Consider the following 26822-nt stretch of genomic DNA (forward strand, 5'->3'; position numbering starts at 1 on the left):
CCCTTGTTCGTTCCTCCTCCGCTTCATCTGCCGGGGGCCACCGCCTGAGGGAGGGCCGCGAAGGCGTCGTAGAGGGGCAGAGCCGCCGCGCCGAGTGCCGCCGTGTCGTCGCCCGCCCGGCCTGCTTTGATCATCGCGTAACTGGGACGGTTGGGCATCCTGAGGGGAGCCGTGAGGTCGGCGACCCGCGCCACCAGGTACTCGAGCACCTCCCGGCTGTGGCGCCCCCCGAACACGATGGCGTCGAGGTCGAGCAGGTTGTCGACTCCTGCCACCGCCTCGGCCAGGTAGCCGGCGGCACGCTCGAACCAGGCGACGAGGGCCGGGTCCCGCCGGGCCAGACCGGCCGCGATCGCCTCCGGCTGCGCCTGGCCTTCGCCCAGCTCACGCCGAAGAGCCAGTATCGAGGTGCGGCTCTCGAGAGGGACCGTCCCTTCCTGCAACCGCAGCGGCAGGTGTCCGAACTCCCCGGCGTTCAGGCCGCTTCCTCGGTACACCCGGTTGTTGAAGAAGAGCCCGCCGCCCACGCCGAGGCCTATGTAGACGTAGAGGAAGTTGGAGTGGTGCCGCCCGGCTCCGTACCAGTGCTCGCCTATCGCCGCCGCGGTTGCGTTGTTCTCCAGGATCACCGGCAGCCCGAGCGCGCCGGCGAGCAGGTCGCGAAGGGGCACGTCGTGCCATCCGGGGAAGTTGGGGGGACCCCGCACCGTTCCCCGCTCCAGGTCGAGCGGCCCGACCGTCACGACCCCGGCGCCCAGGATCTTGTCCTCGGACACGTTGCTTCCCGCCAGCAACCGCCCGTAGTTCGTCCGAAGCAGTTCCAGGGCTTCCTCGGGATCGGGCGGGGCGATCTCCTGGCCCACGCTGTGGACGACGGAGCCCTTGAGATCAACGAGCACGGCCGAGATCAGGTCGCGGTCGAGGTGGAGTCCAACGGAGTAGACGGCGGAGGCGGCCAGGTCGAGTTCGACCGGTGGCTGGCCGCGTTCGAGCGGCCGGCGGCCCGTCTCCACCACCCAACCCTCAGCGATCAGCCCACCCACGATATTGCTCACGGCCGCCGGCGTGAGGCCGGTGTCGCGTGCGATCTCGGCGCGGGTGACCGGCGCTCGCAGGCGGATCCGCTCGAGCACGGCGGCGCGGTTGGCATCGCGAACGGTGGTCGCGTTGGAGGCAACGCTCATCGCCGGCATTCTACGTTGACAGGCACGGGCGTCGCCGGTAGATTAAGTCAAACGCTTTAACTTACTCGCTTCGGGGAGGCCGAAGCGGTCTCGGGAAAGCAGAACGCGAGTAGCAACGCGAGGAGGAGAACGTGCAGAAGTACCGGCTCAACCGCTTCCTGGCCGCCGACGGGCGTTGCCTCGACGTGGCCATCGACCACGGCTTCTTCGGGGAAACGAAGTTCCTCAGCGGGATCGAGCGGATGGAGCGAGCGGTGGAAGCCGTGGTCGCGGCCGGTCCCGACGCTGTTCAGCTGACCGTGGGACAGGCGCGTCTTCTGCAAGCGATACCGGGGCCCGACAAGCCGGGACTGGTGCTGCGTACCGATATCGCCAACGTCTACGGCAGCGATCTGCCCGACCGCCTCTTCAGCATCGCCATCGAGGATGCCGTCGAGCAGTCGCTGAGGCTCGACGCCGCCTGCCTCTGCGTCAACCTCTTCCAGCTGGAGGGAGCGCCGGAAGTGCACGAAGCGTGCATCCGCAACATCGTGCGGCTCAAGCCGGAAGCCGACAGGTACGGAATGCCGCTCATGATCGAACCGTTGGCGATGAAGCGAGGCGGCTCCGGATACGGCGTGAACGGCGACAAGGACGCGATCAGGACCCTGGTGAGGCAGGCGGTCGAGTTGGGGGCCGACGTCATCAAGGCCGACCCGACCGACAGGCTCGACGAGTACTTCGAAGTCATCGAGGTGGCCGCGCCGGTCCCGGTGCTGGTTCGGGGCGGTGGCAGGGTTTCCGACGAGGAGGTGCTGCGACGTACCCATGTCGTGCTCGAGCAGGGCGCCAGCGGCATCGTCTACGGCCGCAACATAATCCAGCACGAGAACCCTCCGGCCATGACGCGTGCCCTCATGGCGGTTGTCCACGATGGGGCTCAACCGGAAGAGGCGGCGGAGCTGCTTAGGCAGGGATCGTGAACCGCGGCAGCGCCAGCGAGATCCGCTTCGGCATCATCGGCCTGGGCCTCATGGGGCGGGAGTTCGCATCGGCAGCGGCACGCTGGCTCCACTTGCAGGAGATCGGGGTGCGCCCGGTCATCACCGCGGTCTGCGACCCCATCGAGTCGGCCCGCGACTGGTTCTTGCGAAACGTTCCTACGGTACGGCGCGACTACTCCGACTACCGTGATCTGCTCGAAGACCCTGAGGTGGACGCCGTCTATTGCGCGGTCCCCCACCACCTGCACGAATCGGTCTACTGCGAAATCCTGAGGTCAGGCAAGCACCTGCTGGGAGAGAAGCCGTTCGGCATCGACCTGGAAGCGAACGAGCGGATCAACGAAGAGATACGCCGCCATCCCGAGCTGCTGGTCCGCTGCTCCTCGGAGTTCCCCTTCTACCCCGGCGCCTATCGCATCGCCCGATCGATCGCAGCCGGAGAGTTCGGCCGCATCATCGGCGTCGAGGCAGGCTTCCTCCACTCCTCCGACCTCGATCCCCGCAAGCCCATCAACTGGAAGCGGAGGATCGAGACCAACGGCGCCTACGGCTGCATGGGTGACCTGGGCATGCACGTCCTCCACATCCCCCTGAGGGCCGGCTGGATGCCAGACGACGTGAGCGCCCAACTCTCCAACATCGTTCCCCAGCGGCCCGACGGCCGGGGCGGCACGGCAGCGTGCGATACCTGGGACAACGCCACCATCCTCGGGAGAGTTCCTCAGGAGGACGCCGCCTTCCCGCTGCTGCTGCACACCAAGCGGATCGCGCCCGGCGAGACGAACACCTGGTACCTGAAGGTACACGGCACCGAGCTCTCGATGGAGTACAGCACCAAGTTCCCCAAGACCCTGAGGCGCCTCCAGTACCGCTCCGGAGGCGAGCAGGCCTGGCAGCACCTCGACCTCGGCTACGAGAGCGCCTACCCCGCCATAACCGGAGGGATCTTCGAGTTCGGCTTCCCCGACGCGATCTTGCAGATGTGGGCGGCGTTCTGCGACGAGCTCGCGCACGGGCGAGAAGGGATGAAGCAGCCGTTCACCTGCGTGACGCCCGAGGAGGCAGCGCAGAGCCACATCGTCTTCACCAGGGCACTGGAGAGCGGAGCGGCCTGAGTGATAGTCGTGGCCGGTCACCTGTGCCTCGACCTGATCCCCGCCATCCCGGCCGGCGCCGCCCTCGACCCGGGCAAGCTGGTCGAGGTAGGCACCGTTTCGTTCGCGACCGGCGGAGCTGTCGCCAACGTGGGGCTCGCCCTCTCGCGACTTGGGCTCGAGCCGCAGCTGGTGTCCCGCATCGGCGACGATCCGTTCGGGGAGATACTCGGCTCACTCCTCTCAGCCGGCAGCCACGCCGGCCGCACTACCGAAGGCGTAAGGGCTCTCCCCGGCGAGAGCACCTCCTATTCGATCGTCGTGAACCGCCCTGGGGCGGACCGCACCTTCCTCCACCACCCCGGCTGCAACGACATCTTCAGCGCTGCCGACCTCGAAGGCGAAGACATCAGGAGCGCTGACCTCCTCTACTTCGGTTACCCGCCGCTGATGCAGCGGATCTACGAGGACGGCGGCGAGTCGCTGGCAGAGGTGCTGGCAGGGTTTCGGCGGGCGGGCGTGACGGTCGCGCTCGACATGGCCATGCCCGACCCCGCCGGCAGGTCCGGCCGGGTCGATTGGCGTTCCTTCCTGCGCATCGTGCTGCCCAACGTCGACCTCTTCCTCCCTTCGTACGAGGAGATCTCCTACATGCTCGAGCCCGACTCACCCTCGCCGCCGCCATCGCTCCCCCACCTGAGCGCCGTGGCGGCCCGCCTGCTGGAGCTGGGACCAGCGGTCGTGGGCCTGAAACTGGGCGACGAGGGACTCTACCTGCGTACCGCCGGCACGTCACGGCTCTTCGATGCCGGCCGCCTCTCGCCCCCGGCGTCGTGGGCTCATCGGGAGCTCCTCTCGCCCAACTTCAGAGTAGTGGTCCGGGGTACCACGGGCGCGGGAGACGCAACTATCGCCGGTTTGCTCACGGCACTTGCCAAGGGCGTGGAGATGCCGCAGGCAGCGGCAGTGGCATCGGCGGTAGGGGCCTGTTCGGTCGAGGGGATCGACGCCGTGAGCGGGGTCCTGGGCTGGCAGGAAACGCTGGCGAGGATGGATCGCGGTTGGGAGAGGGTAGCCGCACCTCCGCTCCAGGAGGAGGGCTGGAGGATGGAGCGCGGTCTTCTCCTCGGACCCTACGACAAGGGAGGTAGCTGGTGAACATCGAGGACGCACGCGCACGCGCCCACGGATACCTCGAGCGCGCGGGCATCGTACTCACTGCCGAGGAAGCGGCCCGGATCGAGGTGGCCGACTTCGGCTTGGGCGAACTGGAGAGCACCGGGCTGGAGCTGGTGACGTACGTCAACACCGATCGCGTGTGCGCCAAGGAGCTGGTGCTCTTCCCGCGTCAGACCTGCCCCGAGCACCTTCATCCACCGGTCGCCGGCGAACCCGGCAAGGAGGAGACCTTCCGTTGTCGCTGGGGCGAGGTCTACCTCTACGTGGCAGGCGACCCGGTGGAGAGGAACCTGGCCAAGGCGCGGCCCCCCACCGGCCGCGAAGAAACCTATACCGTCTGGCACGAGGTCGTGCTCAGGCCGGGCGAGCAGTACACCATCTACCCCGAGACGCTGCACTGGTTCCAGGCCGGCGACGAGGGAGCGGTGGTGAGCGAGTTCTCGACCCGCAGCCGGGACGAGGCCGATATCTTCACGGATCCCGAGATCCGTCGCATCCCCTGAGGGTAAGGAGCGCACGATGCCAGCAACCGAGCAGAACAGCGAACTGCGCAGCCACTACGAGCGCGAAGGCTACGTCCTCGTCCACGACGTACTCGACGCCGAACTGGTCGAGGAGGCGCGGCGCCACGTCGACTGGCTGCTGGAACGCAACCCCGGGCTTAGACCGGAACAGCTCCACCACGACCTGATGAAGCACGACCCGTTCTGGGTACGGCTGATCTCGGACCCGCGACTCCTCGACGTGGCCGAACAGTTCCTCGGTCCCGACATCGCCCTCTTCGCGTCCCACTACATCGCCAAGCGCCCGCACGACGGGCAGGCGGTGCTATGGCACCAGGACGGCAGCTACTGGCCGCTCGAGCCGGTGAGGGTGGTGACACTGTGGCTGGCGCTGGACCGGACCGATCCGGAGAACGGCTGTCTACGCGTGATCCCCAGGAGCCAGGACCTCGACTTGCAGGAGATGAAGGAGCGGAGCGATGTCGAGAACGTTCTCGGCTCGGGTCTCGACGACTCCCTGGTCGACGATTCCGAAGCCGTAGACATCCTCCTCGAACCCGGCGGAGTCGAGATCCACCACCCGAACCTCATCCACGGGTCTCACGCGAACACGTCGGACCGCTGGCGTCGTGGCCTCACCATCCGCTACATACCCACCTCGACGCGGATAAAGAGTGACGAGCCGTGGCCAAGCGCCTTCCTGCTGCGTGGCAAGGCGGCTGCCGGGATCAATCGCTACCAGCCCTGGCCCAGCTACGTCGAGGGCCGGCACATGCCGTTCCGCGGCAGCGACGAGTGGAACGAGGAGGCGGAGCGCGCCAACCGGCGGCCGGGGGTCATCCGTGCCGACACCAACGGAGGCGCGGCGTGAGCGAAGACCGCCTGGTCGTGCACATGATCGGCAACGCTCACATCGACCCGATCTGGCTGTGGGGCTGGCAGGCAGGAGTGGACGAGGCGCTGGCATCCTTCCGATCCGCGGCCGACCGCTGCGACGAGTTCCCCGAGTTCATCTACACCAGGGGCGAGGCCTGGCTCTACCAGCAGGTCGAACGGCTCGACCCGGAACTGTACGGCCGTATCCATAAGCTGGTCGAGAAGGGACAGTGGCACATCAGCGGAGGGCAGTACATACAGCCGGACGTGAACGGGCCCACGCTTATGGGCCTGAGGCGCCAGGTACTCCACGGCCACCGCTACTTCGAAGACCGCTTCGGCGTGAAGCCCGACATCGGCTACAACCTCGACTCCTTCGGCCACCCCGCCACCCTTCCCGACATCCTGAGCGACCTGGGCTACCGTGGCTACGTCTTCCACCGGCCCAAGCCCGACCAGGTCTCCTTGCCGGGACCAGCCTTCCGCTGGGTGGGCAGCGGCGGCTCGGAGGTCCTGGCCTTCCGGATCGTCCCCGGTTACACGACCCTGGGCGAGGACCTCACCGACCACATCAGGCAGGCGATCGACAACGCCGACCCCCGGGTAGGTCACGCCATGTGCTTCTACGGGGTGGGCAACCACGGGGGCGGACCGACCAAGTCCGACATCGACTTCATCCGCCGGAACCGCTTCTCGTTCGACGGCGCCGAACTCCGCTTCTCGACCCCGGCCGCGTTCTTCGACGCCATCGCCGAGCGGCACCAGCACCTCCCGGTCGTCGTCGACGAACTGCAGCACACGTTCCCCGGTTGCTACAGCGTCATGCACGACATCAAGCGAGCACAACGCCATGGCGAACACCTGCTCGAGCATGCCGGCCAGTCGGCCGCCGCGTTCCGCAGCGACAGTGACCACCAAGCCAGATTGAACGCGGCTTGGGAGGACCTCCTCTTCACCTCCTTCCACGACATACTCGCCGGCACATCGGTGCCCTCCTCCTGGGAATCCGTGCGGGCGATGCAGGGTCGGGCCCGGATCGCCGCCGAAGAGGTCATCGTGGAGAGTACCCGCGTCTGGGCACAGCGTAGGCTGCCCCCCGTCAATCACCAACAGCTGGTGGTGATGAACCCAGCCCCCTACGACAGGCATGAACCGGTCGAGGTAGAACCCTGGTTGGACATGGACCCGTGGGGGGACCGCTGGCTCAGCGACCTCGCAGGCAACCCCCAGGAGTACCAGCTCCTGCAACCGGAGGCCCCACAGATAACCACCCGGCTGCTGCTGAAGCCAGCGGTGCCGGCCGAAGGGGCCGTGCAACTCCTCGTCCGAGATGACCCTCGGCCCGAAGTGCCGGCGGTTGTGAGCGACCTGGAGGCGGGGATCGAGGGTCTCGCGAACGACCTGCTCTCGGTACGGGTCGAGGACAGAGGGATCGCGGCTATCGACTTCCAGGGAGAGCCACTCCTTGCCCAAGGCGGGATCGGGCTGCACCTGCGCGAGGATTCGACCGACACCTGGACGTTCCACACCGACAGGTTCGACGAGCGGGTCGTCGAGAGCTTCGTAGGCAACGGCTGGCTCGTCGAGGAGGAGGGGCCGCTGCGGGCGCGGTTGCGGACCGAGGGACGTATCGGCACCTCGCGGCTGCGTTGGTCCCTCGACCTGTACCGGGGGGAACCGAGGCTGGCGATGCGGATCGAGATCAACTTCGACGAACGACACAAGCTGCTGCAGATGCCCATCCGGCTCGCCTCCGAGCCGGCCAAATGGCTGTGCGGCCTCGCCGGCGGTCACGTGGAACGGCCAAGCGGACCGGCGGAGTGGCCGGTTCAAGGATGGTCCCGGGTCGACCTGGGCGGAGGCGATGGGGCAAGCTCCGTCTCGCTCCTCACGCAGGACGCCTACAGCCTGAGTTTGCGGGAGAGCGTGTGGCAGTTGACTCTGCTGCGCTCGCCACGGATGGCCTGGGGCGGAGGGAACCCGCTCGTCTACGGCGGCCGTGACTGGTTCACCGATCAGGGAGTGCACGTGTTCGACTTCGTCATGCGCTTCGGCGGGGGGCAGGAGCCCGAAACGTTGACGCGGCAGGCGGACGATCTCGCGCGACCGCTCATCGCCTTCGACCGTTACGATGGGATGAACCGGCCACTTGGCCGGCGCAAGAGTTCGGAGCCGGTTCAGGTCCTGTTCCGGCGGCCTGGGGACGCTAGTGGCGGAACGGGGATGGACTGACCCGCATCACGACCGCTGCCTCCGGCCAGACGCGTGCGCCGCCCGTGCAGGGCGGCGCTTGATCTACCTGATGGCCTCGTTCCGTTCCGGCAGGACCACCCGCACCGCCGGGCTACCGAACGCCTGAACCCGCTCCACGCCCTCGCCGGCGAACCTCTCCTTCACCCCGAAGAGGAGGACGGTGAGACCCCGCGGGGCAGCCGCCGAATCCAGCCGCAGGCTGCGGTCGGCTTCCGCCAGACCTACCTTCGCCCGGCGACGTGCCTTCTCCCAGCGCGCTATCCGCTCGCTGGTCCACCACTCCAGCCCCCGGCCGCGGGCGTAGTTCACGACGTCGGCCAGCGCCTCGCGCATCCCCTCCTCATGGATCCGTTGAGGATGGAAGATGAAGTGAGCTGCCCCTCCGTGGCGCGCCACGCGCTCCACGAGCAGCCGCCGGAGTTCGACGCGCCGCTGCGAAGTGTGCATGTCGTGTGTGAGGAACGGTAGTTCGAACAGGTCCATGCAACGGTTCCCGTCGCGCAGGTCCTCCATCGGTCTCCAAAGGTGGCAGGTGCCGAAGTTGAATCCCAGGTTGCCGATCTTCGATGGCCCCTTCGTCTGGTCCACCGTGATCCCGGCTCTCTCCACCCACCGGAACAGCTCGAGCAAGCCCTCCCAGCGGGTCACGTGGTTCTTCTGTGAGACCACCCGTTCCACGCCGGTCTCGCTTCGCAGCCAGTCGAGCTGATGGAGGAAGTCCTCCCACGACCAACCGCAGTGGGGCACCCCTTTCAGGTCGCTGGTGAGAGCGTCGTAGTGCAGCGCGATCTCGTCGTTCCTCTCGCGAAGCGCCTCGTACAGCGCCCGCGAGTAGCCGCCCGGGAACATCACGCACCAGGTGCCCACCACGTCCAGCTGCTCGAGCACCCTCATGAATTCCCAACCGTCGGCGTCCTCGTTCGAGTCGGTGTCGAACGAGAGGGTGGCCACGGCAGGCAGGGCGTCGGGCCAGTACCACTTGAGCGCCAGCGGGGTCGAGGTGATCTCGGCGCAGCGGACGACGGCCGCGACCAGGAGCTCTCGTAGACGGTCGGCGTAAGGGGTGGCGAATACCGGCCCCTCCGGACTCTCCTCGCGCCACCGCCAGTCGATGACCGCGCCGTCGTCGCTCTTGCGGATGCCATCCTCCAGCTTGGCACTCCCGTCGGGCGCGCTCGCAGCATCCCCGAGCACGGGGACACCCTGCTGCATCGTCACTACCGATCGGGGAACGTCGAAGGCAAGGTAGAGGGCCGCTCCCGCGCCCGAGGTGCGAACCGTCGCGCCTACTCCTGAAACTGCTGCCGCTGCCGCCGCGACCCCTTCTCCAGCTCGCCCGGAACCGCTTTCCGTTCCGCCGAGGTAACCGTCCGCGGCGAGGGAGGGGGTCGCCGCGCTCCGCACCTCGCCGATCGCCTGGACGCCCCCCGCCGGCACCGCCAGCTGAGCGCCCCACACCGGCATCTCACCGCGCTCCAGACCGAACCCGTTCTCGGGCCAGGCGAGCACGGCCTCGTCGAGATAGCGCCTGCTCGCGACGATGCCGAAGAGCTCGTCGGCGCCCTCCACCCCGCCGCAGGCTATGACCGCTCCACCGCCCTTCACGTGCCGCTCGAGCGACTCCGCTTCCTGGCGGGCCAAGCGCACCGGGTAGGGGAGCAGCACGATCGGCGGTAGCGTCCCCAGGAGCGAGTGTCGGCTAAGCCTCCGGAAGTCCAGGCCGGCGTGCTGCAACAGTTCGGCCGCGTAGCCGCCGAAGTGATCGCGGGAGAGCTGGCGGTCCCTCTCGGCGTCGTGCGGGTCGAGCAGTACGCCCAGCGGTGTTCTGGGGTCGTTCATCGCGCTTCCTCTTCCTGTGCCAGCAGTTCCCTCTGTCTGTGGATCCGCAGCAGCGCTCGGGCAACGGTCTCGATCTGCTCCGGTTGGGCGAGAGCCATGCGGAAGCTCAGCCACAGCACGGACTCGTCGGCCGCCCGCTCGCTCACCGGGCAGGGCAGGCAGCGGCCCGCTTCACGGAAGAGCGCTATCCGGTGGAGCGGCAGGTAGCCGCTTTCGAGGGGTACGCCTTCGGCCGCCAACGCCCGCAGCAGCAGCGACTTGGGCACTCCGAACAGCGCCGCATCGTAGTTCAGGACCACCTGGTAGTAGGGATGTCGGGTGACGCGGGGATCTTCCTCGGCAACGCCTACCCCGGGCACCTGCTCGAGCGACTCGCGCAGCAGCGCCACGTTCTCCTGCCTCCTCGCGATCTGCTCGTCGAGGCGCCCCAGCTGGCAGCGGAGCACGGCAGCCTGGAACTCGGTCATCCGGTAGTTGCCGCCGGCGCGCTCCGGTTCACCGCTCCGGCCCCTGCCGAAGTTGCGCAGCGAACGGAGCCGGTAGGCGGTCTCGTCGTGGCCGGTAACGAGGCAGCCCCCATCCCCCGAGGTCATGCTCTTGCCTGTCTGGAAGGAGAAGGAGGCGCAGAACCCGGCCGAGCCGATCCGCGCACCGCGCCACTCCGAGCCGTGACCGTGCGCGGCGTCCTCGACTACCGCCAGGCCGTTCCTGTGGGCGACCTCGAGGAGTTGGTCCATGTCCACCGGTCGGCCGCCCACGTGAACCGGCATCACCGCTCTGGTGTGCTCGCCCACGGCCGACTCCACCGCCAGAGGATCGATGCCTAACGAATCGGGTTCGATGTCCACCAGTACCGGCTTAGCCCCGACCGTCATCACCGCCAGGGCGCTGGCCGCGAAGGTGTAGCTGGGGACGATAACCTCGTCGCCGGGCCCAACTTCGGCCGCACGCAGCGCCATCTCCAGGGAGGTAGTGCCGTTGGTGACGCAGATCGCGTGCTTCGCGCCCTGATACTCCGCGAACTCCCGTTCGAACGCCTCCACCTGCGGCCCCGCCTGCCAGCGACCACTGGCGAGCACCTCGCGCAGGGCACGCTCCTCGCACGAGTTCCACTGCGGCCATGCGGGCCAGCTGTCGGCGGACGTCACCGGCGTGCCGCCCAGCAGGGCGGGCCTATCCACGCCCTACCTCCAGGCAGTCACGCACCTTCTGCGCCAGCTCGTTTGCCTCGAGCGCCTCGACCAGGCCCGGCGGCCGCTCGCCCTCGCCCGCCAGCCAGCGGACGAAAGCGCGTATCTCTGCCCGCACCATCTGCTCCCCCGCGGGTCGCTCGACGCGCGCGCCCTCGCCTTCGATCCTGAGCGTGTCCTCCTCGACCGACACCCGCGCGCGGTCGCCTACGACCTCGAAGCGGCTCTCTGCCAGCGGCAGCGTCCACCAGGCGCTGTCGAGATGGAAGAGGGTCCCTCCGGGGAAACGCATCAACAGCTGATAGGCATCCTCGACCGGGGCCTGCCGGTAGAGCGCGCCACCGAACGCGCACAGCTCGGCCGGTTGCTCTCCCAGCAGCCAGGGGATGAGGTCGTAGTAGTGGATGTCCTTGACGAATACCGCCCCCCCGCCGGGCTCGAGCCGCCACGAAGTGCGAGTACCCCAGCATTTGCGGGCATGGATCGAGACGATGCGGCCTAGCTCGCCCGAGCGGATGAGCTCACGGAGCCGGAGGTAGGCGGCGTTGTAGCGGAAGGAGAAGCCCACCATCACCTTGGCCTCTCCCAGCTCCTCCCGGAGGGCCCTCGCTTCGGCCGCGCCGGGAGCGATCGGTTTCTCGCAGAACACCGGGATCCTGCGGCGAACCGCCGCGCGCACCACCTGGGGATGGAGGACGGGCGGAAGGCTTACGCTCACCGCGTCGAGGTCGTCGCGCGCCAGAAGTTCCTGGTAGTCGCGGTACGGTCGAGCCCCGAAGCGCTCCGCCGTTTCCTCCAGCTTCTCGCTGCGGTCAGCCCCGGCGACAACGTTCCAGCCGAGCGCCTCGAACGCTTCGGCGTGGAAGCGTGCGAATCCGCAGATCCCTACGATGCCTACGTTCATACCGCACTCCTGTCTGCTGAGAGCGACCAGCGGAGCCCTTCGGGCTCGATGGAGTCGACGACCGCGCCATCCGGGCCCAGCCGCAGGCAGAAGAGGCCCCGGCAGGGGCCGAAGTCCAGCGCGAACCCCTCTGCGCGCAGCCGCCCCTCGAACGGTCTGCCGAACTCGGCGGGACAGAGTCGCAGGAGCAGCCCGCCGTCGGGGAGCGCCGTGCGGGTAGCGAGCGAGCCCTCGGGGACGCTCCAGGAAGGCTCGATCCCGGCGGCGTTCAGGATGTCGGGCGTTGTTCGTCCAGGCAGCTGCTCGAGCACGTCGGGCCACTTCCCCTCGGTCAGTTCGATACCGGCCAGCGAGCGCCACTCGTTGGCCCCCGCATAGCCAGCGCCGGCGACAGGAGGCAGGCCGGCGACGATCACCTCGGCTCCTGCGGCAGAACGGCGTGCGAGCCCGGCCACGTCCTGCGCTGCCGCTCCGAACGGGTGGAGCCAGATCACCGCCCGGTAGGCTGCCTCGCTCATCTCCCCCAGCCCTGCCGGCGAGACGATGTCCAGCTCGTAGCCGCGCCTCAGGAGCGCGTCGATGAGCAGGTGGGCGTCGTCGGTCAGCCAGTTGCCGTAATCGGAAGCCAGCCGGTAGAGGGCGCCCAGCGGGTAGACGAGCGCGACGTCGGCGCGGGGCAGGCTGCCCTCGGCCAGTTCGAGCGCGGCGGCGAGGCGGCCGGTAGCCCTTCTCATCCGTTCCCAGGTCGGGTGATCGGGATAACCGGGGCCCCAAACCGAAGGTCGCTCGAAGTAGCCGGTAGGACCGTAGGTGTGGGCCAGCCAGTTGCACCCGAGCGTCGCCTGGAGGTCCACCCACCAGTCGACTATCTCGCCGCTCGGCCGTCCGGGGCCGTCGCCGTACTCCACGCCCCACAGGTTGCAGTAGGCCTCTCTGCTACCGGTCCGGCGCGCCAGGCTCACGGCCAATGTCGCCATGCTCCGCACCTCGGCCATCTGCCGCGGGTCGTCCACCTCCTCGGCGCTGCCGACGTCGCTGTAGCCCGCGTCCAGGAGGCGAGCGCCCCGCCACCAGTCCATGCAGCCGTTGATCACGTCGTCGGCGTTCTGGTGCCAGGTCTGGTGGACGCCCATCCGCACCCTCTCGCCCAGCAGCCGCCTGGCGGCCCGGTGGAGCTCCTCCTGAGCGCCCATCACCGCCTCCTGTAGGGTCCGGTAGTACTCCTCGCGAAGCCGCCCCCAGTTGTCGCCGTCGGTCTCGGTCAGGAGGAAGAGGAGGTCGTCGGCGGCATCTCGGCCGGTGAGCCGGCGATGCAGGTCCCGCAACCCCTCGCCCCAGGGCAGCCGGCCACGGTCGGCGCGGAAGGCCCGATCGAAACCGGTGCAGTACCCCGGCTCGTCCCACCAGATCCCGTCGAGCCTGGCGCCCGCCTCGGCGTAGCGCTCGAGGACGTGCTCGAGATAGCGGCGGGTCGAGCGCGAAGCGAAGTCGGGATAGTTGCTGGCGAAGGCGACCAGAGCCAACACCTCCCACTCGCCCCGTGCAGGTGGCAGCCAACGGCCGAAGACATCCACGTAACCGGAGAGTTCACTGCTGAACAGGGTCGCCTGAGCGGTGATGTCGTGCACCGAAGCGCACTCGACCGATCCCGCCCCGTTCCGGCGGTAGGCGAGACAGCGCTCCAGGCGGAGCGGCCGGAACGAGATGGCGCCTTCGGAGTGCACGTGATATGCGCGGGACCGCGGGTAGTCGAGCCTTATCTCGAAGCGGCCGTCAGGAGCGAGGGGCACCTGGACGTCGAGGGGCCGGGAGCGCCGGTCGCTCCTCGCGTGGGCATCACCGGTTCCGGCGACGATCAGGTACTCGGCCGCCTGGCCGGTCGCCTCCACGAGGGTCCGGGCCATCGAGCGAGGATCCAGATGCAGCCACAACCGGGCGCCGTGCCGGTGAGCCTGGTCGCAAGCGGCCTTCACCGCGTCCGGGAACGCATCGTGGTCGACCGTGTAGCGGCAACCGCGCGGCTGCACCAGCAGGTCGCCGAAGCCGTGCGCGGCCATGTCGGCGACCTGTTCGGCCACCAACTCCCTGTCCTCGACCTGCCTGTCCTGCCAGGTCCAGAAGATCCCCGGCCTGGTCATCCGCCCGCCACTATCAACCAGCCGAACTCACGGGGATCGTGGTAGGAACCGCGGATGTAGCAGCGGCGGCCGCGAGCGCCGCTCCACAGCAACTGGGTGTTGCGGTACCAGGTGCCGTCGTTGTCGGAGAGCGCCAGGTCGAAGCCGATGACGTCGCCGGGGCGCAGCGGGCTCGTGCCCAGGCTGGCGAAGGGGAAGAAGGCACGTACCAGGTACCCCTCGTCGGTCGGTTCGCAGGTGGCCTCGACGCCATCGGTCGAGAACCAGGCGGCCCGAGCGCCGCGGTTCGAGATCTCCCGGTTGCCGGCGATAGGCAGAACCCGGACCTCCCGCCGGTCGGACGCCGGCGCGAGGACGTAGGCCGCCACGCCGGGGCCGAAGTTGCGGTCGCCGTGGTGGTCCTCGCGGAAGTCGAAGTAGACCTGCAGCGAGTCGTTCTCGTAGGCGTCGTCGACGTTGCCGTCGGTCACGTGCAAGTCGTCGCGCACGAGGCACTCGAGGCGGAGGCCCTCGGCGCTCCAGCGAAGGGAGGCCCGGGCCGACGCGTCATCCGGTCCCCGCCAGCGCCGGTCCGACCAGAGGGCCTGATCGTCGTGGCCGAGGCACAGAAGCGCCTGTTCTCCCGCGCCTGGGCTCGCGCCCTCAGCTATCGGCTCACTTCCACCGAGCCTCACGCCCTCAGCGGTCCGCTCGCTCCAGTAGAGAGGCAGGTTGGCGCGGGTGATGCCCACGAAAGCGGGAGCTCCTCCGGGCTGGTGAAGGGCACTCTCCCCGGCAGCGCCAGGGGAGGACTCGGGCGGCCAGTCGACGTCCCCGGGGTCGGTCCGCGGCTCATCGGCCACGGAGTACAGGGTCAGCTCTGCGTCAGCGGAGTAGGCGCCGGAGCGATCCTCCAGACCCGGGAGTCGCCAGGCGCTACCGCTCACGAGGGGTGTTCCGTCCGTCGACGCGTCACCCTCGACGGGCTCGGGCGCCCAAACGGGCAGCGGCAGAGGCAGGCGAACCATCCCATCGGCGGGTAGCTCGAGTTCGAACCTCTCGTTCGACCAGGGCGTCCGCAGGCCCGCAGCGAGCCTGTGCGAACGCCCCGAGAGGTCACGGACCTCCAGTACCAGCTGCGGCTCCCCGCCGGCCGACACGACCAGCCAACAGGTGGAGATCGGCGCCTGGACGGTGTACGGGAGGGAAAGCGCCTCAGCGCCCGCTCGCACTACCAGCTCGCCCCCGGTTTCACCGGTGACCAACGGCGCCCGCACACTCCACTGCCAGCGTCCCGACCCCAAGTCCCGGGGACCGCTCGCCTGCCAGCCGTCAGGCAGCTCCAGGACCGGCCGGTCGGGCTCCCCGTCGTACGACTTGAGGTTGACCGTCAGTCCGTTCCCGACACCCGCGAAGAGGTGTAAGGGACGCTCGCCTTCGCGCCAGATCAGGGTTCCGCTCTTCTGCGTCAGACGGAGTTCTCCGCCGCTCCTGGAGGACACCGTTCCCAGTTTGGGCGTGAGGCAGAGCTCGGCCACCGCCCCGGCCTCCAGTCCGCGCACGGTCACCTGCCCGAACGACTCCGGCAGTTCGACGCCCCAGCCGCTGGCACCCGCGCGGACAAGCGCCGCAGCTTCCAGTGCCAGGTCCGACTCGATCGATACTCCCGAGAGGCGGAAGCTACGGGAGCCGAACCAGGCGAGGCAGTGGAGTGAGTGGTGGCGCGTACACGAGACCGCAACCCCGTCGTTGCCCCGCGAAACCAGTAGACGGTGCGTCAGGTCGTCGCTTTCCAGGAGCAGCTCATCCTCCTCGACCCGCAGACCGTACTCGTGGCGAGCCGGCCCCCACAGGTAGGCGCTGGCGAAGCGGATCCGCTTCCCCTTGGCCCTGCTGATCAGCGAGGTGAGCGGCTCCTCTTCACGTAGGGGGATCCCGGGCGCCTTCGAGAGGTAGTGGAGGGCGTCGGCGTCCTGCACCAGCCGCAAGCTGGAGTCGCCGGCCAGGAGATCGATGTCGAGCGGCCGTGACATCTGGTGGGCCTCGCCGAGGAACTCGTAACCGTCACGCGCGCCCAGTCTCTGGGCGGAACCGCGGGGCCGAACCTCCCCAGGCACGGCTGGGGTGTGCAGCGACAGGTCGAACAGCCGTTCGTCTTCGGCCCAAGCGTCGACGACGTCGAGCAGGAACCCCTCACCGAGGCAGAGAGTGCGGCGGGCCTGGACGCCATCGGCGATCCCGGCTACCCTGGTCTGCGCTACCTGATAGCCGCCGGCGTCTCCGAAAGCGACCAGCTCCCCCTCCCTCGGTACCTGTAGTCTTCCATCCACCGACAGCGTGTTGTGCGCGACGGTGGAGCGGTACCAGCCCAGCTCGGGCACGTGGTACCAGCCGGTGCCGGGGTCGAGCAGCCAGTGTGCTCCGTCCGCGAAGAGTGTCAGGTGGAGCCTGTCCGGGTGGCCGTGGCCGCCACCGTAATGTCCGTACTCGAGGCTGGCGTATGTGCCCCCATCGTCGCGCCGCAAGATGGCGACGCCGGTGCCGGGCATCGGTTCGCACCCCTTCGGTCGGAGGTCGCGGAGGCGCACCTCCGGCAACTCCGGTTCGAGGTGGAGGAAGGTTCGCCAGCTCATGTCGGCCCGGTCGACCCGGCCGGAGGAGTAGGCCTGAGCCAGCAACCCGCCGTAACGTTCGTCCCCGTAGCGGGCGTAGCCGAGCTCGTAGATCTCCTTGTGGTAGCCGATACCCCGGCCGAACCAGGAGTCCTTCCGCGACGGGAAGGTGAGGTCGGGAAGCATCACCTGGAGCGGGCCGTCGAACATCGGCCGCAACGAACCGAGTCCGGTTCCGCCGGAGTAGAGATCGATGCCGCGATGCCGGGCCATCTCCGCAAGATCGAGCGTGTGGTCGAGGGTGGCGAAATGGTAGGTCTCACCCTCGTACCAGATGCCGTCCTCCAGCAGCGATTCGCGCATGTGGAAGGCGAAGCCGTGCGGGCCGCGAAGCACATGGGTCAGGAGCTCGTCATCCTCGTAGAGCAGGGCCACCGCACCCATCCCGGCGTTGTTGAACGCCTGCCGGTTGCTGACGCCCTCGTCGTAGCTGCGCACGATCGAGGCCGACTCATAGAACAGCTCGCGGATGCCGGAGTGGTCGGCTTGCGAGTAGACCCCGGACGAGCGGGTGAGATCGTAGGCGGCCACCGCGTCCACCAGCCAGAAAGCCTCCAGGTAGGTGCTCTGGAAGAGCCGGGTGGGGCCCAGGAGGTTGTTCGCCAGCGGGTAGTGACGGTAGTTCGCGATGAAGTGCGCCAACGAGTCGCGCACGAGCAGCGCGTAGCGTTCCTCGCCCACGAGCCGGTACACGATCCCCGCTTCGACCAGGCGCTTGCCCAACCACTCCTGGAACTGGCGCACCCAGGAGAGGTCGAACGCCTCGCCGGTCCAGTTGCGACCGCACTTGGGGCACAGGTGCGAATGGGGCGCGTACGGATCGAAGAGCAGCCGGGCGTTGTCGTCGGGGCAAGACTCGTAGAAGGCGCGGCCCTTGGCGATCGGGATCCGCGGTGAGCGTTCGATCAGCTCGTCGACCCGCGACCGGAAACGCTCGAACGCCTGCCGGTACCAGGCGTGCCTGCCCAGTTGCTCCAGCAGCCGCGCTTCCTCTGCCGCAGAGAGAACGATACTCGTCGTCACGGCTGCGCTACCGGGTTCGCCATGCGAGCCGCGCGCCGGCAACCCGGTCCTCTCCCGCCGGCGTCAATGAACGGTCACCTCTTCCGGCTGCAGGTCGATGCGTTCCTCGGACTCCAGGTCGAAGATGTGTAGCTTGCGACCATCCCAGATCGTTTCGATCTCGTCTCCGGCCCGCACGGGGTGGTCCGGCGCGAGGGTCGCCACGGCCAGCACGCTTCCGACGTGGAAGTAGACGAGCTTCTGGGGGCCCAGCATCTCGACCGCTCCGGCCGTGATCGTGACGTCGAGGTTCGAGGCGTGGGGTTCCGGAGCCTCCTGGTCGCCCTTGGCCGCGCCTATGTTCTCGGGCCTGATGCCCAGGAAGATCTCGCGCCCTGCGTAGGGCCGCAGGGGGCGCTCCCAGGCAGCCGGCAGATCGATCTTCAGATCGCTCTCGCTGCTTTCGAAGCTCGGCCCGCCGGGTCCGTCCCGGACGGTGCCGGGGAAGAGGTTCATGGGCGGGGAGCCGATGAAGCGGGCCACGAAGGCGTTGGCGGGCCGGTTGTAGATGGTTTCCGGGGTGTCCATCTGCTGGATCACGCCTTCGCGCATCACCACGATCCGGTGGCCCAGCGTCATCGCCTCTTCCTGATCGTGGGTGACGTAGACCATGGTCGTGCCCAGGCGACATTGCAGCTCGGCCAGTTCGACCCGCATCTGGACTCTCAGCTTGGCGTCGAGGTTGGAAAGGGGCTCGTCGAGGAGGAATACCTCGGGCTCCCGAACTATGGCACGGCCCAGGGCCACGCGCTGGCGCTGACCCCCGGAGAGCTCGCGGGGCCGGCGATCGAGCAGCGCTTCGATGCCCAGGATCCGCGCGGCCTCGTCCACCCTCGGCAGCCACTCGCTCCGTTTGAAGCCGAGGTTGCGGAGGCCGAAGGAGAGGTTCTCCTTGACCGTCATGTGGGGGTAGAGGGCGTAGTCCTGGAAGACCATGGCGATGTTGCGGGCCCTCGGATGCAGCCGGGTAACCTCCCGGTCGCCGATGTAGATCTCGCCGCTGGTGGGCCTCTCGAGCCCGGCGATCATCCGCAGCGAGGTGCTCTTGCCGCAGCCGGAGGGACCGACGAGCACGGTGAACTCGCCGTCCCGTATCTCCAGGTTCGAATTGTCGACGGCGGTGATCCTCGCTTTGTCGCCGAAACTCTTGGTGACGTTCTCGAATCGGACGCTACCCACGCTGGCCGTCCCTCCTTGCCTTGTCGTCGATCTGTTCGCTTGCCGATGCCTCGGCGTCGGATCCTCGGCGCGCCTCCCGCTGCTGGTCGATGTACGCGGCCACCAGTGGCGGCACGATCACCACCAGCAGGAAGATGGCGGCCAGGAGTATGAACGGGTAGGAGGGCATCGGACTAACCTTTCACTCCGCCCACGGTTATCCCCTGGACGATGTACTTCTGGAAGAGGAAGAAGACGATGATCATGGGGATCGCCGCGATGCTGGCGCCGGCCAGCACCATGCCGAGGTCGTTGCTCGAGGGGGGCAGCCCCGTGGCGCCGGCGCCCATCATCGAGGAGAGGCCGGCCTGCAGCACCAGCATGTCGCGCGACTGGGCGACCAGGTAGGGCCAGAAGTAGGCGTTCCAGCCGGCCATGAACGAGGTGATGCCGACGATCGCCAGCACCGGTTTGGAGAGGGGCAGGATGATCTTCCAGAAGATCCCCCACTCGCTGCAGGCGTCGATGCGGGCGGCGTCCATGAGAGAGGAGGGCAGGCTCTGGATGCTCTGCTTCATGAGGAAGATGCCGGCAACGCCGGCGAAGCCAGGGAAGAGCAGGGCCCAGTAGGTGTTGATCCACTCGAAGTCGAACATCATCCGGTAGAGGGGGATGAAGGTGATGAACTCGGGGATGGTCATCGTCGCGACGACCATGCCGAAGATGAGCGAGCGACCGGGGAAGCGCATCTTGGCCAGCGCGTATCCGGCCATCGAATCGAAGATCAGGTTGGAGACGGTCGGCACGAGGGCGATGAGGGCGCTGTTGAAGAGCCAGCGGATCACCGGACGCCTCTCGATCCAGAAGGGAGCGTCCAGCTGGAAGAGGCTCACGTAGTTCTCCCAGGAGGGGTTGCTGGGCCAGAACTTGATGTCTCTGACGGTCAGGCTGACCCCCAGGTCCTCGAAGGAGAGCATGAACAGGAAGTAGATGGGGATGAGCGACAGCACCGCCCAGAAGGCGAGAGTGGCGTAGGCGATCACCAACCCGGCGCGACGTGCACGCTCGGTGCGCTCGAAGGTGTCGGCCTGCTGCCTCTCGCGATTTCGTCTGGCGACGGTTGCCATGCTAGTACTCCACGTCCGTTCCCAGCATCCGGAACGAGGCGATCGAGATGATCATGATGAAGATCATCAGGATCACCGCCATGGCCGAGGCCATGCCGAAGTTCCCCTCGGTGTAGAAGGTCTCGTAGATCCGCCAGTTGAGGAACTCGGTCGAGCGCAGCGGACCGCCCTTGGTTATGAAGAAGGCGCCGGCGAACGTCTGGAACGAGGCGATCAGCTGGATGATGGTCACGTACAGGGTGGTCGGTTTGATGAGCGGCCAGGTGATGTTCCAGAACTTCTTCCAGGCCGGCGTCGAGTCGATGTCGGCGGCCTCGTAGAGGCTGTTGGGGATGCGCTTGAGGGCCGCGGTATAGAGCAGCACGCCGAAGCCGTGCCCGGTGAGCCAGGCCATCAGCATCAGGGTGAACAGTGCCATCTCGGGCGAGGCGTACCAGCGCTGTGGCGGGAGCCCGATCGAGGTGAGGATCATGTTCGCGAGTCCGCTGCGCGGGGAGAAGATCCAGACCATGATCACCGAGAGGACGACCTGGCTCACCACGGCCGGCAGGTAGAAGGCGCCCTTGAAGAAGTTGGCGGGGCCATCGGGTAGCCGGGCGATGAGCAGCGACAGGCCCATGGCGATCGCGACGTTCACCGGCACGGTGAAGAACGTCCAGATGGCTGTGATCTTCACCGAATGCCACCAACCGCGAACGTCGGTGAGGATCTCGATGTAGTTGTCGAAGCCGATGAAGCGAACATCGCCAATATTGGCCAGGCTGAATTCCTGGAAACTGAAGATAAGCGCCAACGCCAGCGGGAAGAAGAGGAACAACCCGGCCCAGGCCAGGTCGACCCCCAAGAAGATATAGGCCCAGCGCCACTCGCTGTAGCGGCTGTCCTCGAAGTAGCGTCGGAGGAAAGGTTTCTTGGCCATCGTCACCTCTGCATGTAGGGCCGGTACGGCGGCGCCCCTCGGCGCCGCCGTACCGGTTCACGGGCCTACTCGGGCTGACCGATCTCCCGAGCGAAAGCCGCCATGTCCTCGGCGATCGCCGGAGCTTCCTCGGTGAGGCGCTCACCCTGGGGGACTTCCTGCGCGACACGTTCGAGGCCCGTCTGGATCTGCGATACGGCCTCGTCGCAGCTGATCCGGCCCAGGAAGACCTCTTCCTTCGTGGGCGTGTAGACCTCGGTGTTGAAGTCGCGGATGGCGGCCTGCCACTCGGGCGTGGTGGCCATCGAGATGTAGATCTTCATGCTGGGCTGCCACACCTCGCGCAGTGACTGCACGTACTGGGCGTTGGGGCCGCTGCCCAGGATCCCCGGGAACCAGCTCTGCTCGCCCAGATAGACCCGCGGGTCGGGCGGGATGTTGTTGTCCGCCGCCTGCCGGACCTGGAAGACCGGGTCGGTGAGGAAGCGGGCGAAATCGAAGACGTTGCGGGTGTGGGCGTCGCCCTTGTACGGCTCCTGCTTGAACGAGTAGTACCCGTAGGAGAGGGCGGTGATGGGCACCGGCTGCCACTCGTCGCCGCCGCCGAAGTGGGGGCGCGGCACGACGAACGCCTCGACCGGATCGCCCTGGACCTCACCGTTCTCGATCTGGCGGTTGCGCTCCTCGACCAGGTTGATCAGGTCGGGTCCGTCGAACGAGAAGGCGGTCTGGCCGGTGATGAAGGCGTCACGCGACTCTTCGAAGGCGATGCCAACGGTGTTCTCAGGTACCCAGCCCTCGTCGATGAAGGTGCGGATGGCTTCGCAGCCACGGGTGAAGCCTTCGGCATCGAAGTGGGTCTCGCCCGTCTCGATGTCGATGAACGTGGGCTGGCCGCCGCCGTGAGCCTGCAGGCGGTAGGGGATGCGGTGCGAGAGGAGGCCGGTGAGGAAGATGCGCTCGCCGTTGTGTCCGCCCATCGGGCCGAAGAAAGCCGCTACCGAGTCGTCGTCGCTCACCTGAGCGGCTACGTCCATGAACTGTTCCATGGTCCAGCCGTTCCGCTGGATCTCGAGCGGGTCCATTCCGGCTTCGCGGATCATGTCGCCGTTGACGACCATCGTGCCGTCGATGTAGACGGTCCAGGGCCACACCATGTAGCCATCGCGGCCAGGGAAGCGGGATGCTTCGCGGAGCGTGGCTCCCAACGCCTCGAGTGCCATGGGGCGGAGGAACTGGTCCTCGGGAACGGTGACGATGTCCTCCCACTGACCGCCGCCGCGGCCCGTGGCCATCAGGTAGTCGCGGGGACCGACGACGAGGTCGGGTCCCTGCCGGTTGCCCAGCATGACGCCGACCTTGTTCCACAGGTCGCCCCACGAGCCGTAGTTGAGCTGCACGTCGATGTTCGGGTGCATCTGCTCGTACACCCGGGCGACTTCCTGCAGGTAGGCGCCTGCGGGCGTGGAGGGGTCGAAGTCGTCCGACCCCATCACCACGATCACGTCGTTGGGGATGACGGCGTTCGGCTGATCGTCGTAGGGGAAGCCGTCGAACTCCTCCGGCTGGTAGCTGTCCTGGGCCAGCGCGCTGAATGCCAGGGCGATAGCCAGCATAAGGGCGAGGCTTCTCGAGGCGAGTTTCATCAGGTGTCCTCCCGGTACATCGGTTGAATGGGAACGGGTCGGGCTTGTGGTCGTAAGCTGCGGTTCGCCGGGCGTGGCAGGTAGCGGCGCGCTACTCGATCTTCGCTGATTCCAATCACACCTCCATGTTGCGCTCCCCTTTCTCAAGGGTCCTTCGAGCAGTGGAAATCGCCTGAGCGAGGTCGGAAACGAGGTCACCGGGGTCTTCGAGCCCCACGAACAGCCGCACGAGCGTGCGGGGAACGCCGAAAGCGGCGGTCGCCGAGTAGGGTCCGCCCGTGAGGTGGCTCATGAGGGCCGGGTAGACGAGACTCTCGAAGCCGCCCCAACTGACCCCCAGTCGGAAGACACGCAAGGCGTCGACGAACGGCTCGACCAGCCGCTCGTCGGTGAGTTCGAAGCTGAGCAGGCCGCCCGCGCCGTCGAAATACTTGTCGAACAGTTCCGAGTGCGGGTTATCCCGGTCGCCGGGGTAGTTGACGCTCTCGACCGCCGGGTGGTCGCGAAGGAACTCGGCGACCCGCTCGGCCGAGGAGTGGTGTCGCTTCATTCGGATGGGCAGCGTGCGAAGGCCGCGAAGCAGGAGCCAGGCGTCGAAGGGCGAGAGTTTGCCGCCTATCACCATCAGCTCGAGGTCGCGAATCGCCGCGACCCGTTCGCCGCTGCCCGCAACCACGCCGGCAACGACGTCAGAGTGGCCGGAAAGGTACTTGGAGGCGGAGTGTAGGACCAGGTCGGCTCCATGATCGAGCGGACGCTGCAGCAGCGGCGTGGCCCACGAGTTGTCGACGATGGTGATGGCGCCGTGCTCGCGTGCGAGCGAGGTGAGCGCTTCCAGGTCCTGGAGTTCGAAGAGGAGGGTCGTAGGGTTCTCCAGGTAGAGGAGGCTGGCGCCGTCGAGCTTCGCGGCCACCGCGTCGGTGTCGCTGCCGTCGACGAAGACGGTTTCGACCCCGTATCGCGGCAGGAACCGGGTCATCAGCTTGTGGGCATCGGGGTAGACGTTGCGCACGCACACGATCTTCGAGCCCGACTCGACGTTGGAGAGAACGGCCGCGGCGATGGCAGCCATGCCGCTGGCGAAGGCGACCGCGTCCTCGGCTCCCTCCAGCAGCGCCACCTTCTCCTCGAAGGCGCGAACGGTGGGGTTCCTTCCGCGTGTGTAGAGGGTGCCTCGCTTCGACTCGATGGCCGCCCGCATCTCGCTGAACGAAGCGAAGGTGAAGAGCGAGGTCTGGTGCAGGGCCGGTGCGGCGCCGTGCGCCGGCGGCAGAGGGGCGTCCTGGAGGAGCAGCGTCTCGATGTCGAAACTATCCTCGTCACGCTCGAGCTCTCCGTTCCTGCCCGGCCTGCCGGTGGTCCGACCCTTCCGTTCCTCACTCACGGAGGTCCTCCTCCACGATCGCGAACATCTCGTGTATGGCCGCGCGGGCGCCCTCCGGATCGCGGTCCCTTATGCGTTCGAAGGTCTTCCGGTGAAGCGGGAGGGTTCGCTTGGCGAAGTCCTGCTTGCCCAGCGGGTACTTCCAGAACTTCTCGATCTGGTCCCACACCGACTTCATGACTTCTCCGAAGAGCCGGTTGTCGGAGAGGCGGTAGAGCGCGATGTGGAACGCCCGGTCCGCTTCGGGGTTGTCGCCCTTGGTGGCGAAGTCCTCTTCGAGAACGTCCACCAGGCGCTCGAGCTCCCGTATCCCCTCGTCGCTCGCGTGCACCGCCGCCATCGCAGCGGCCTCGCTTTCGATCGCGCGACGCAACTCCAGGACCTTCATCAGCGACTCGCGCTCTAGTTCGAGGCGCATGACCAGGTGGAGGTCGTTGGGCGAGAGGGGTGAGCGGAGGTAGGTTCCGCTACCCGGCCTCGGCTCGACGACTCCGAGCGCCTCTAGATGCTTCAGGGCCTCTCGCAGGACCGGCCGGCTCACGCCCAGCGCCAGGGCGAGGTCGCGTTCGGAGGGGAGTCGGTCGTCCACCTGGAGGTCCGATGCGCTCACGTAGTGCGCGAGTGACTCGATCACGGCTTCGGTCTTGGTTTGGGTAACGACCCGCGGAATCGCTGTCACTGGTTGATCTCCGTTGCTCGCCTGCCGGGCCGGATACGGGCGGAGGCGCTGTTGTCGGTTTTCGCTGTCCTGGTGCCGAAGCAGCCGATGCGGACAGATGGTATTACCAATTTCTCGTAAGTGCCACCTTACAGTTTTTCGCCGGCCGGGTTGATGAGAGCCTCTACGAAGAGGGGCTGGCGCTCGCGGATTCGGTCACCGGAACGTTGGGGCGGGGGCTGCTGGACCGATGATGAGCGGCTCGCGAAGGCCGGGCCCGACTCTCTCGGAGGGCTGACGATCTTCCAGCCGACCGAGGGCCGGTCGAGCGGAGCAGAAGCCGTCAGAGCATCCGCAACAGGTAGAAGGTCGCCAATCCTCCCAGCAGCCCCAGGGCCAGGCTGCGCCTTCGCCACATCAGGAGGCCGGCGACCGCGGCGGCGGCTGCGCGAGCCCCCAAGCCGCCTGCGCCCGGAAGTGCGGGAACGATGAGGACGGCGAACACCGAGATCGGGACGAAGCGCAGGAAGCGCAACCAGAACGGTGGGACCCGGGAGCCTGCGAGCATGAAGCCTGCCAGGCGCGGAAGATAGGTGACCAGGGCCATGAGCAGGATGGTGAAGGTGGAGGTCACGAGTCTCGCTCCGCCCGGGGCAACGTCGCGGTTCCGCTGGCCTTGGATGCCCGCTCGTTGCTGGTGAGCCAGGCGCCGAGGAGGGCGCCGAGTATCCCCACGACCAGGATCGCGATGCCGCTCGGCATGAGGCGGACCGCGAGGAGCCCGGCCAGCCCCGAGAAGACGGCGATGCCGGCGTCGACGGGCCTGCGCAGGAGCGGGACCAGGAGCGCCAGGAAGGCCAGCGGGAAGATCACGTCCAGGCCGATCGCCTCCGGGTCGGGCAGGAAACCGCCGAGCAGCGATCCGGCCAGGGTGGAAGCGTTCCAGACGAGGTAGAGGCTCAGCTCGGCACCCAGCAGGAAGCCGATGCCGATGGGTCCGCCCGCAGGCGCAGCGGCGATGACCACGCCGAACGCTTCGTCGGTCAGGAACTGAGCGGCAGCGAAACGCTGCGGCCAGCTGAGCCGTTCCCTCTGGCCCAGAGTCAGGCTGTAGAGGAGGTGGCGGACGTTGATGATGAAGGTAGTGAGGATCAGCGCCAGAGGCGAAGCGCCCCCTGCGAACAACCCCGCAGCGGTGAACTGAGCGGCCCCGGCGAAGACCGTGAGGCTCATCAGCTGGGTGTCGAGGAGGCTAAGGCCCGCCGCTCGAGCGCTCACCGCGTAAGCGAGTCCGAAGGGGGCGACTCCGACCCAGAGCGGGAGGATAGCGCGGAAGCCGGCTGCGAACGACGGAGTGAGGATGCGGGCGCTCACCGCGCAATGGTAACGGTGACCGACGAAGGCTCAGAGCCGCGAGACGACGCGGCGCCAACAGGAGACCCTGCGCGATCGCTCCTACTCCGCTCAGATCACGCTCACTCTGGTCGCCAACTTCAACTCCTCGACCGAGTACTCGATGGTAGCCTCGCCGCTCTCCGTCGCCGTGACGTTGTTGCCGTCGATCTGCAGGCCCCAGCAGAGGTACTGCTGGTTCAGCCCCTCGATCTGTTCCCTGTTGAGTACGGCCGTGCCGGCGAGCCTCGTGTCGGCGTGGTTCAGGTTCACCGTAACCCGCGGTCCGACCCGGTTGCTGGGAAGCCACAGCCTCTCCGGATCGCGCGACAGGTAGAGCTGCGCGGCGACCGTACCGGTCAGTCGGGGCCCGTCGTATTCGACCGTCGTGTTGAAGTGGAGTCGGGCGCTTTCTACCGTCACGGGGATATCCACCTCGGAGAAATCGATGCACTCGCCGTCGCCGTCCGGGTGCCTGAAGTCCAGGTCTCCCGCCTCGCCGGCTTCGATCTCGTGGGAAGCGCTTCCCGTGGCGTTCGACCCGAGTTGGGCGCGCAGATCGATGGTATAGGGGATCGGCAACCAACTGCAGGCTGATAAGCCCACCAGGAGCAGAACGGCCATACTCGATCTCATCATGGATCTGTTCATCACGCCCCCCAAAGGTCGTGCCCAGGAACAC

General features: G+C 67.5%; 22 protein-coding genes. 6 read left to right on the forward strand and 16 right to left on the reverse strand.

Features of this window, described 5'->3' with window-relative positions; genetic code table 11:
- Positions 1-23: 23 nt before the first annotated feature.
- On the reverse strand, positions 24-1184 hold the full coding sequence (locus VF168_05995; GenBank protein HEX7003718.1) for an ROK family transcriptional regulator: 1161 nt from the start codon (positions 1182-1184) through the stop codon (positions 24-26).
- Between the two features lie 131 nt (positions 1185-1315).
- Here VF168_05995 and VF168_06000 point away from each other — a divergent pair, with 131 nt between their 5' ends.
- The 6 genes from VF168_06000 to VF168_06025 are packed head-to-tail and all read left to right on the forward strand — an operon-like array spanning position 1316 to position 8051.
- A complete protein-coding gene (locus VF168_06000) occupies positions 1316-2146 on the forward strand; it encodes an aldolase (protein HEX7003719.1) in 831 nt (276 codons plus the stop codon).
- A complete protein-coding gene (locus VF168_06005) occupies positions 2143-3282 on the forward strand; it encodes a Gfo/Idh/MocA family oxidoreductase (protein HEX7003720.1) in 1140 nt (379 codons plus the stop codon). Before VF168_06000 ends, VF168_06005 begins: the two co-directional genes overlap by 4 nt.
- Positions 3283-4419: a carbohydrate kinase family protein gene (locus VF168_06010; GenBank protein ID HEX7003721.1), complete on the forward strand. Its 1137-nt coding sequence runs from the start codon at positions 3283-3285 to the stop codon at positions 4417-4419.
- Positions 4416-4943: a D-lyxose/D-mannose family sugar isomerase gene (locus VF168_06015; protein HEX7003722.1), complete on the forward strand. Its 528-nt coding sequence runs from the start codon at positions 4416-4418 to the stop codon at positions 4941-4943. The genes VF168_06010 and VF168_06015 overlap by 4 nt, the downstream gene beginning before the upstream one ends.
- Positions 4944-4959: 16 nt before the next feature.
- Positions 4960-5814, forward strand: a complete 855-nt coding sequence (locus VF168_06020; GenBank protein HEX7003723.1) for a phytanoyl-CoA dioxygenase family protein — start codon at positions 4960-4962, stop codon at positions 5812-5814.
- Positions 5811-8051 carry a glycoside hydrolase family 38 C-terminal domain-containing protein gene (locus tag VF168_06025; protein ID HEX7003724.1) on the forward strand — a complete coding sequence of 747 codons (2241 nt, stop codon included), beginning with the start codon at positions 5811-5813 and terminating at the stop codon, positions 8049-8051. Before VF168_06020 ends, VF168_06025 begins: the two co-directional genes overlap by 4 nt.
- Positions 8052-8114: 63 nt before the next feature.
- On the opposite strand, the gene VF168_06030 is transcribed toward VF168_06025, so the two are convergent.
- From VF168_06030 to VF168_06100, 15 genes are all read right to left on the reverse strand, one after another.
- The gene (locus tag VF168_06030) at positions 8115-9911 is read right to left on the reverse strand and encodes a hypothetical protein (GenBank protein HEX7003725.1); all 1797 of its coding nucleotides are present in this window, start codon (positions 9909-9911) and stop codon (positions 8115-8117) included.
- Positions 9908-11092: a DegT/DnrJ/EryC1/StrS family aminotransferase gene (locus VF168_06035; GenBank protein ID HEX7003726.1), complete on the reverse strand. Its 1185-nt coding sequence runs from the start codon at positions 11090-11092 to the stop codon at positions 9908-9910. The genes VF168_06030 and VF168_06035 overlap by 4 nt, the downstream gene beginning before the upstream one ends.
- Positions 11085-12005, reverse strand: a complete 921-nt coding sequence (locus VF168_06040) for a Gfo/Idh/MocA family oxidoreductase (GenBank protein HEX7003727.1) — start codon at positions 12003-12005, stop codon at positions 11085-11087. The genes VF168_06035 and VF168_06040 overlap by 8 nt, the downstream gene beginning before the upstream one ends.
- Positions 12002-14143 carry a hypothetical protein gene (locus tag VF168_06045; protein HEX7003728.1) on the reverse strand — a complete coding sequence of 714 codons (2142 nt, stop codon included), beginning with the start codon at positions 14141-14143 and terminating at the stop codon, positions 12002-12004. The genes VF168_06040 and VF168_06045 overlap by 4 nt, the downstream gene beginning before the upstream one ends.
- A complete protein-coding gene (locus VF168_06050) occupies positions 14140-17817 on the reverse strand; it encodes a heparinase II/III family protein (GenBank protein ID HEX7003729.1) in 3678 nt (1225 codons plus the stop codon). Before VF168_06050 ends, VF168_06045 begins: the two co-directional genes overlap by 4 nt.
- Before the next feature lie 63 nt (positions 17818-17880).
- On the reverse strand, positions 17881-19035 hold the full coding sequence (gene ugpC, locus VF168_06055; protein HEX7003730.1) for a sn-glycerol-3-phosphate ABC transporter ATP-binding protein UgpC: 1155 nt from the start codon (positions 19033-19035) through the stop codon (positions 17881-17883).
- Positions 19028-19204 carry a hypothetical protein gene (locus VF168_06060; protein ID HEX7003731.1) on the reverse strand — a complete coding sequence of 59 codons (177 nt, stop codon included), beginning with the start codon at positions 19202-19204 and terminating at the stop codon, positions 19028-19030. The genes ugpC and VF168_06060 overlap by 8 nt, the downstream gene beginning before the upstream one ends.
- Before the next feature lie 4 nt (positions 19205-19208).
- Positions 19209-20141, reverse strand: coding sequence for a carbohydrate ABC transporter permease (locus tag VF168_06065; protein ID HEX7003732.1), 933 nt, complete (start codon positions 20139-20141; stop codon positions 19209-19211).
- Between the two features lies 1 nt (position 20142).
- Positions 20143-21060, reverse strand: coding sequence for a sugar ABC transporter permease (locus VF168_06070; protein HEX7003733.1), 918 nt, complete (start codon positions 21058-21060; stop codon positions 20143-20145).
- A gap of 65 nt (positions 21061-21125) precedes the next feature.
- Positions 21126-22706 carry an ABC transporter substrate-binding protein gene (locus VF168_06075; GenBank protein ID HEX7003734.1) on the reverse strand — a complete coding sequence of 527 codons (1581 nt, stop codon included), beginning with the start codon at positions 22704-22706 and terminating at the stop codon, positions 21126-21128.
- A 115-nt stretch (positions 22707-22821) separates the two neighbouring features.
- Positions 22822-24090 (reverse strand): aminotransferase class I/II-fold pyridoxal phosphate-dependent enzyme, encoded by a 1269-nt coding sequence (locus tag VF168_06080; GenBank protein HEX7003735.1) that lies wholly within the window; start codon positions 24088-24090, stop codon positions 22822-22824.
- Positions 24083-24769, reverse strand: a complete 687-nt coding sequence (locus VF168_06085) for a FadR/GntR family transcriptional regulator (GenBank protein ID HEX7003736.1) — start codon at positions 24767-24769, stop codon at positions 24083-24085. Before VF168_06085 ends, VF168_06080 begins: the two co-directional genes overlap by 8 nt.
- Positions 24770-25091: 322 nt before the next feature.
- A complete protein-coding gene (locus tag VF168_06090) occupies positions 25092-25382 on the reverse strand; it encodes an AzlD domain-containing protein (GenBank protein HEX7003737.1) in 291 nt (96 codons plus the stop codon).
- On the reverse strand, positions 25379-26122 hold the full coding sequence (locus VF168_06095) for an AzlC family ABC transporter permease (protein ID HEX7003738.1): 744 nt from the start codon (positions 26120-26122) through the stop codon (positions 25379-25381). Before VF168_06095 ends, VF168_06090 begins: the two co-directional genes overlap by 4 nt.
- 90 nt (positions 26123-26212) lie before the next feature.
- Entirely contained in the window at positions 26213-26764 is a 552-nt protein-coding gene (locus VF168_06100) for a hypothetical protein (protein HEX7003739.1), read from the reverse strand.
- Positions 26765-26822 lie beyond the last annotated feature (58 nt).

The sequence above is a fragment of the Trueperaceae bacterium genome, assembly GCA_036381595.1.
In the GTDB taxonomy this organism is placed as follows: domain Bacteria; phylum Deinococcota; class Deinococci; order Deinococcales; family Trueperaceae; genus DASVCN01.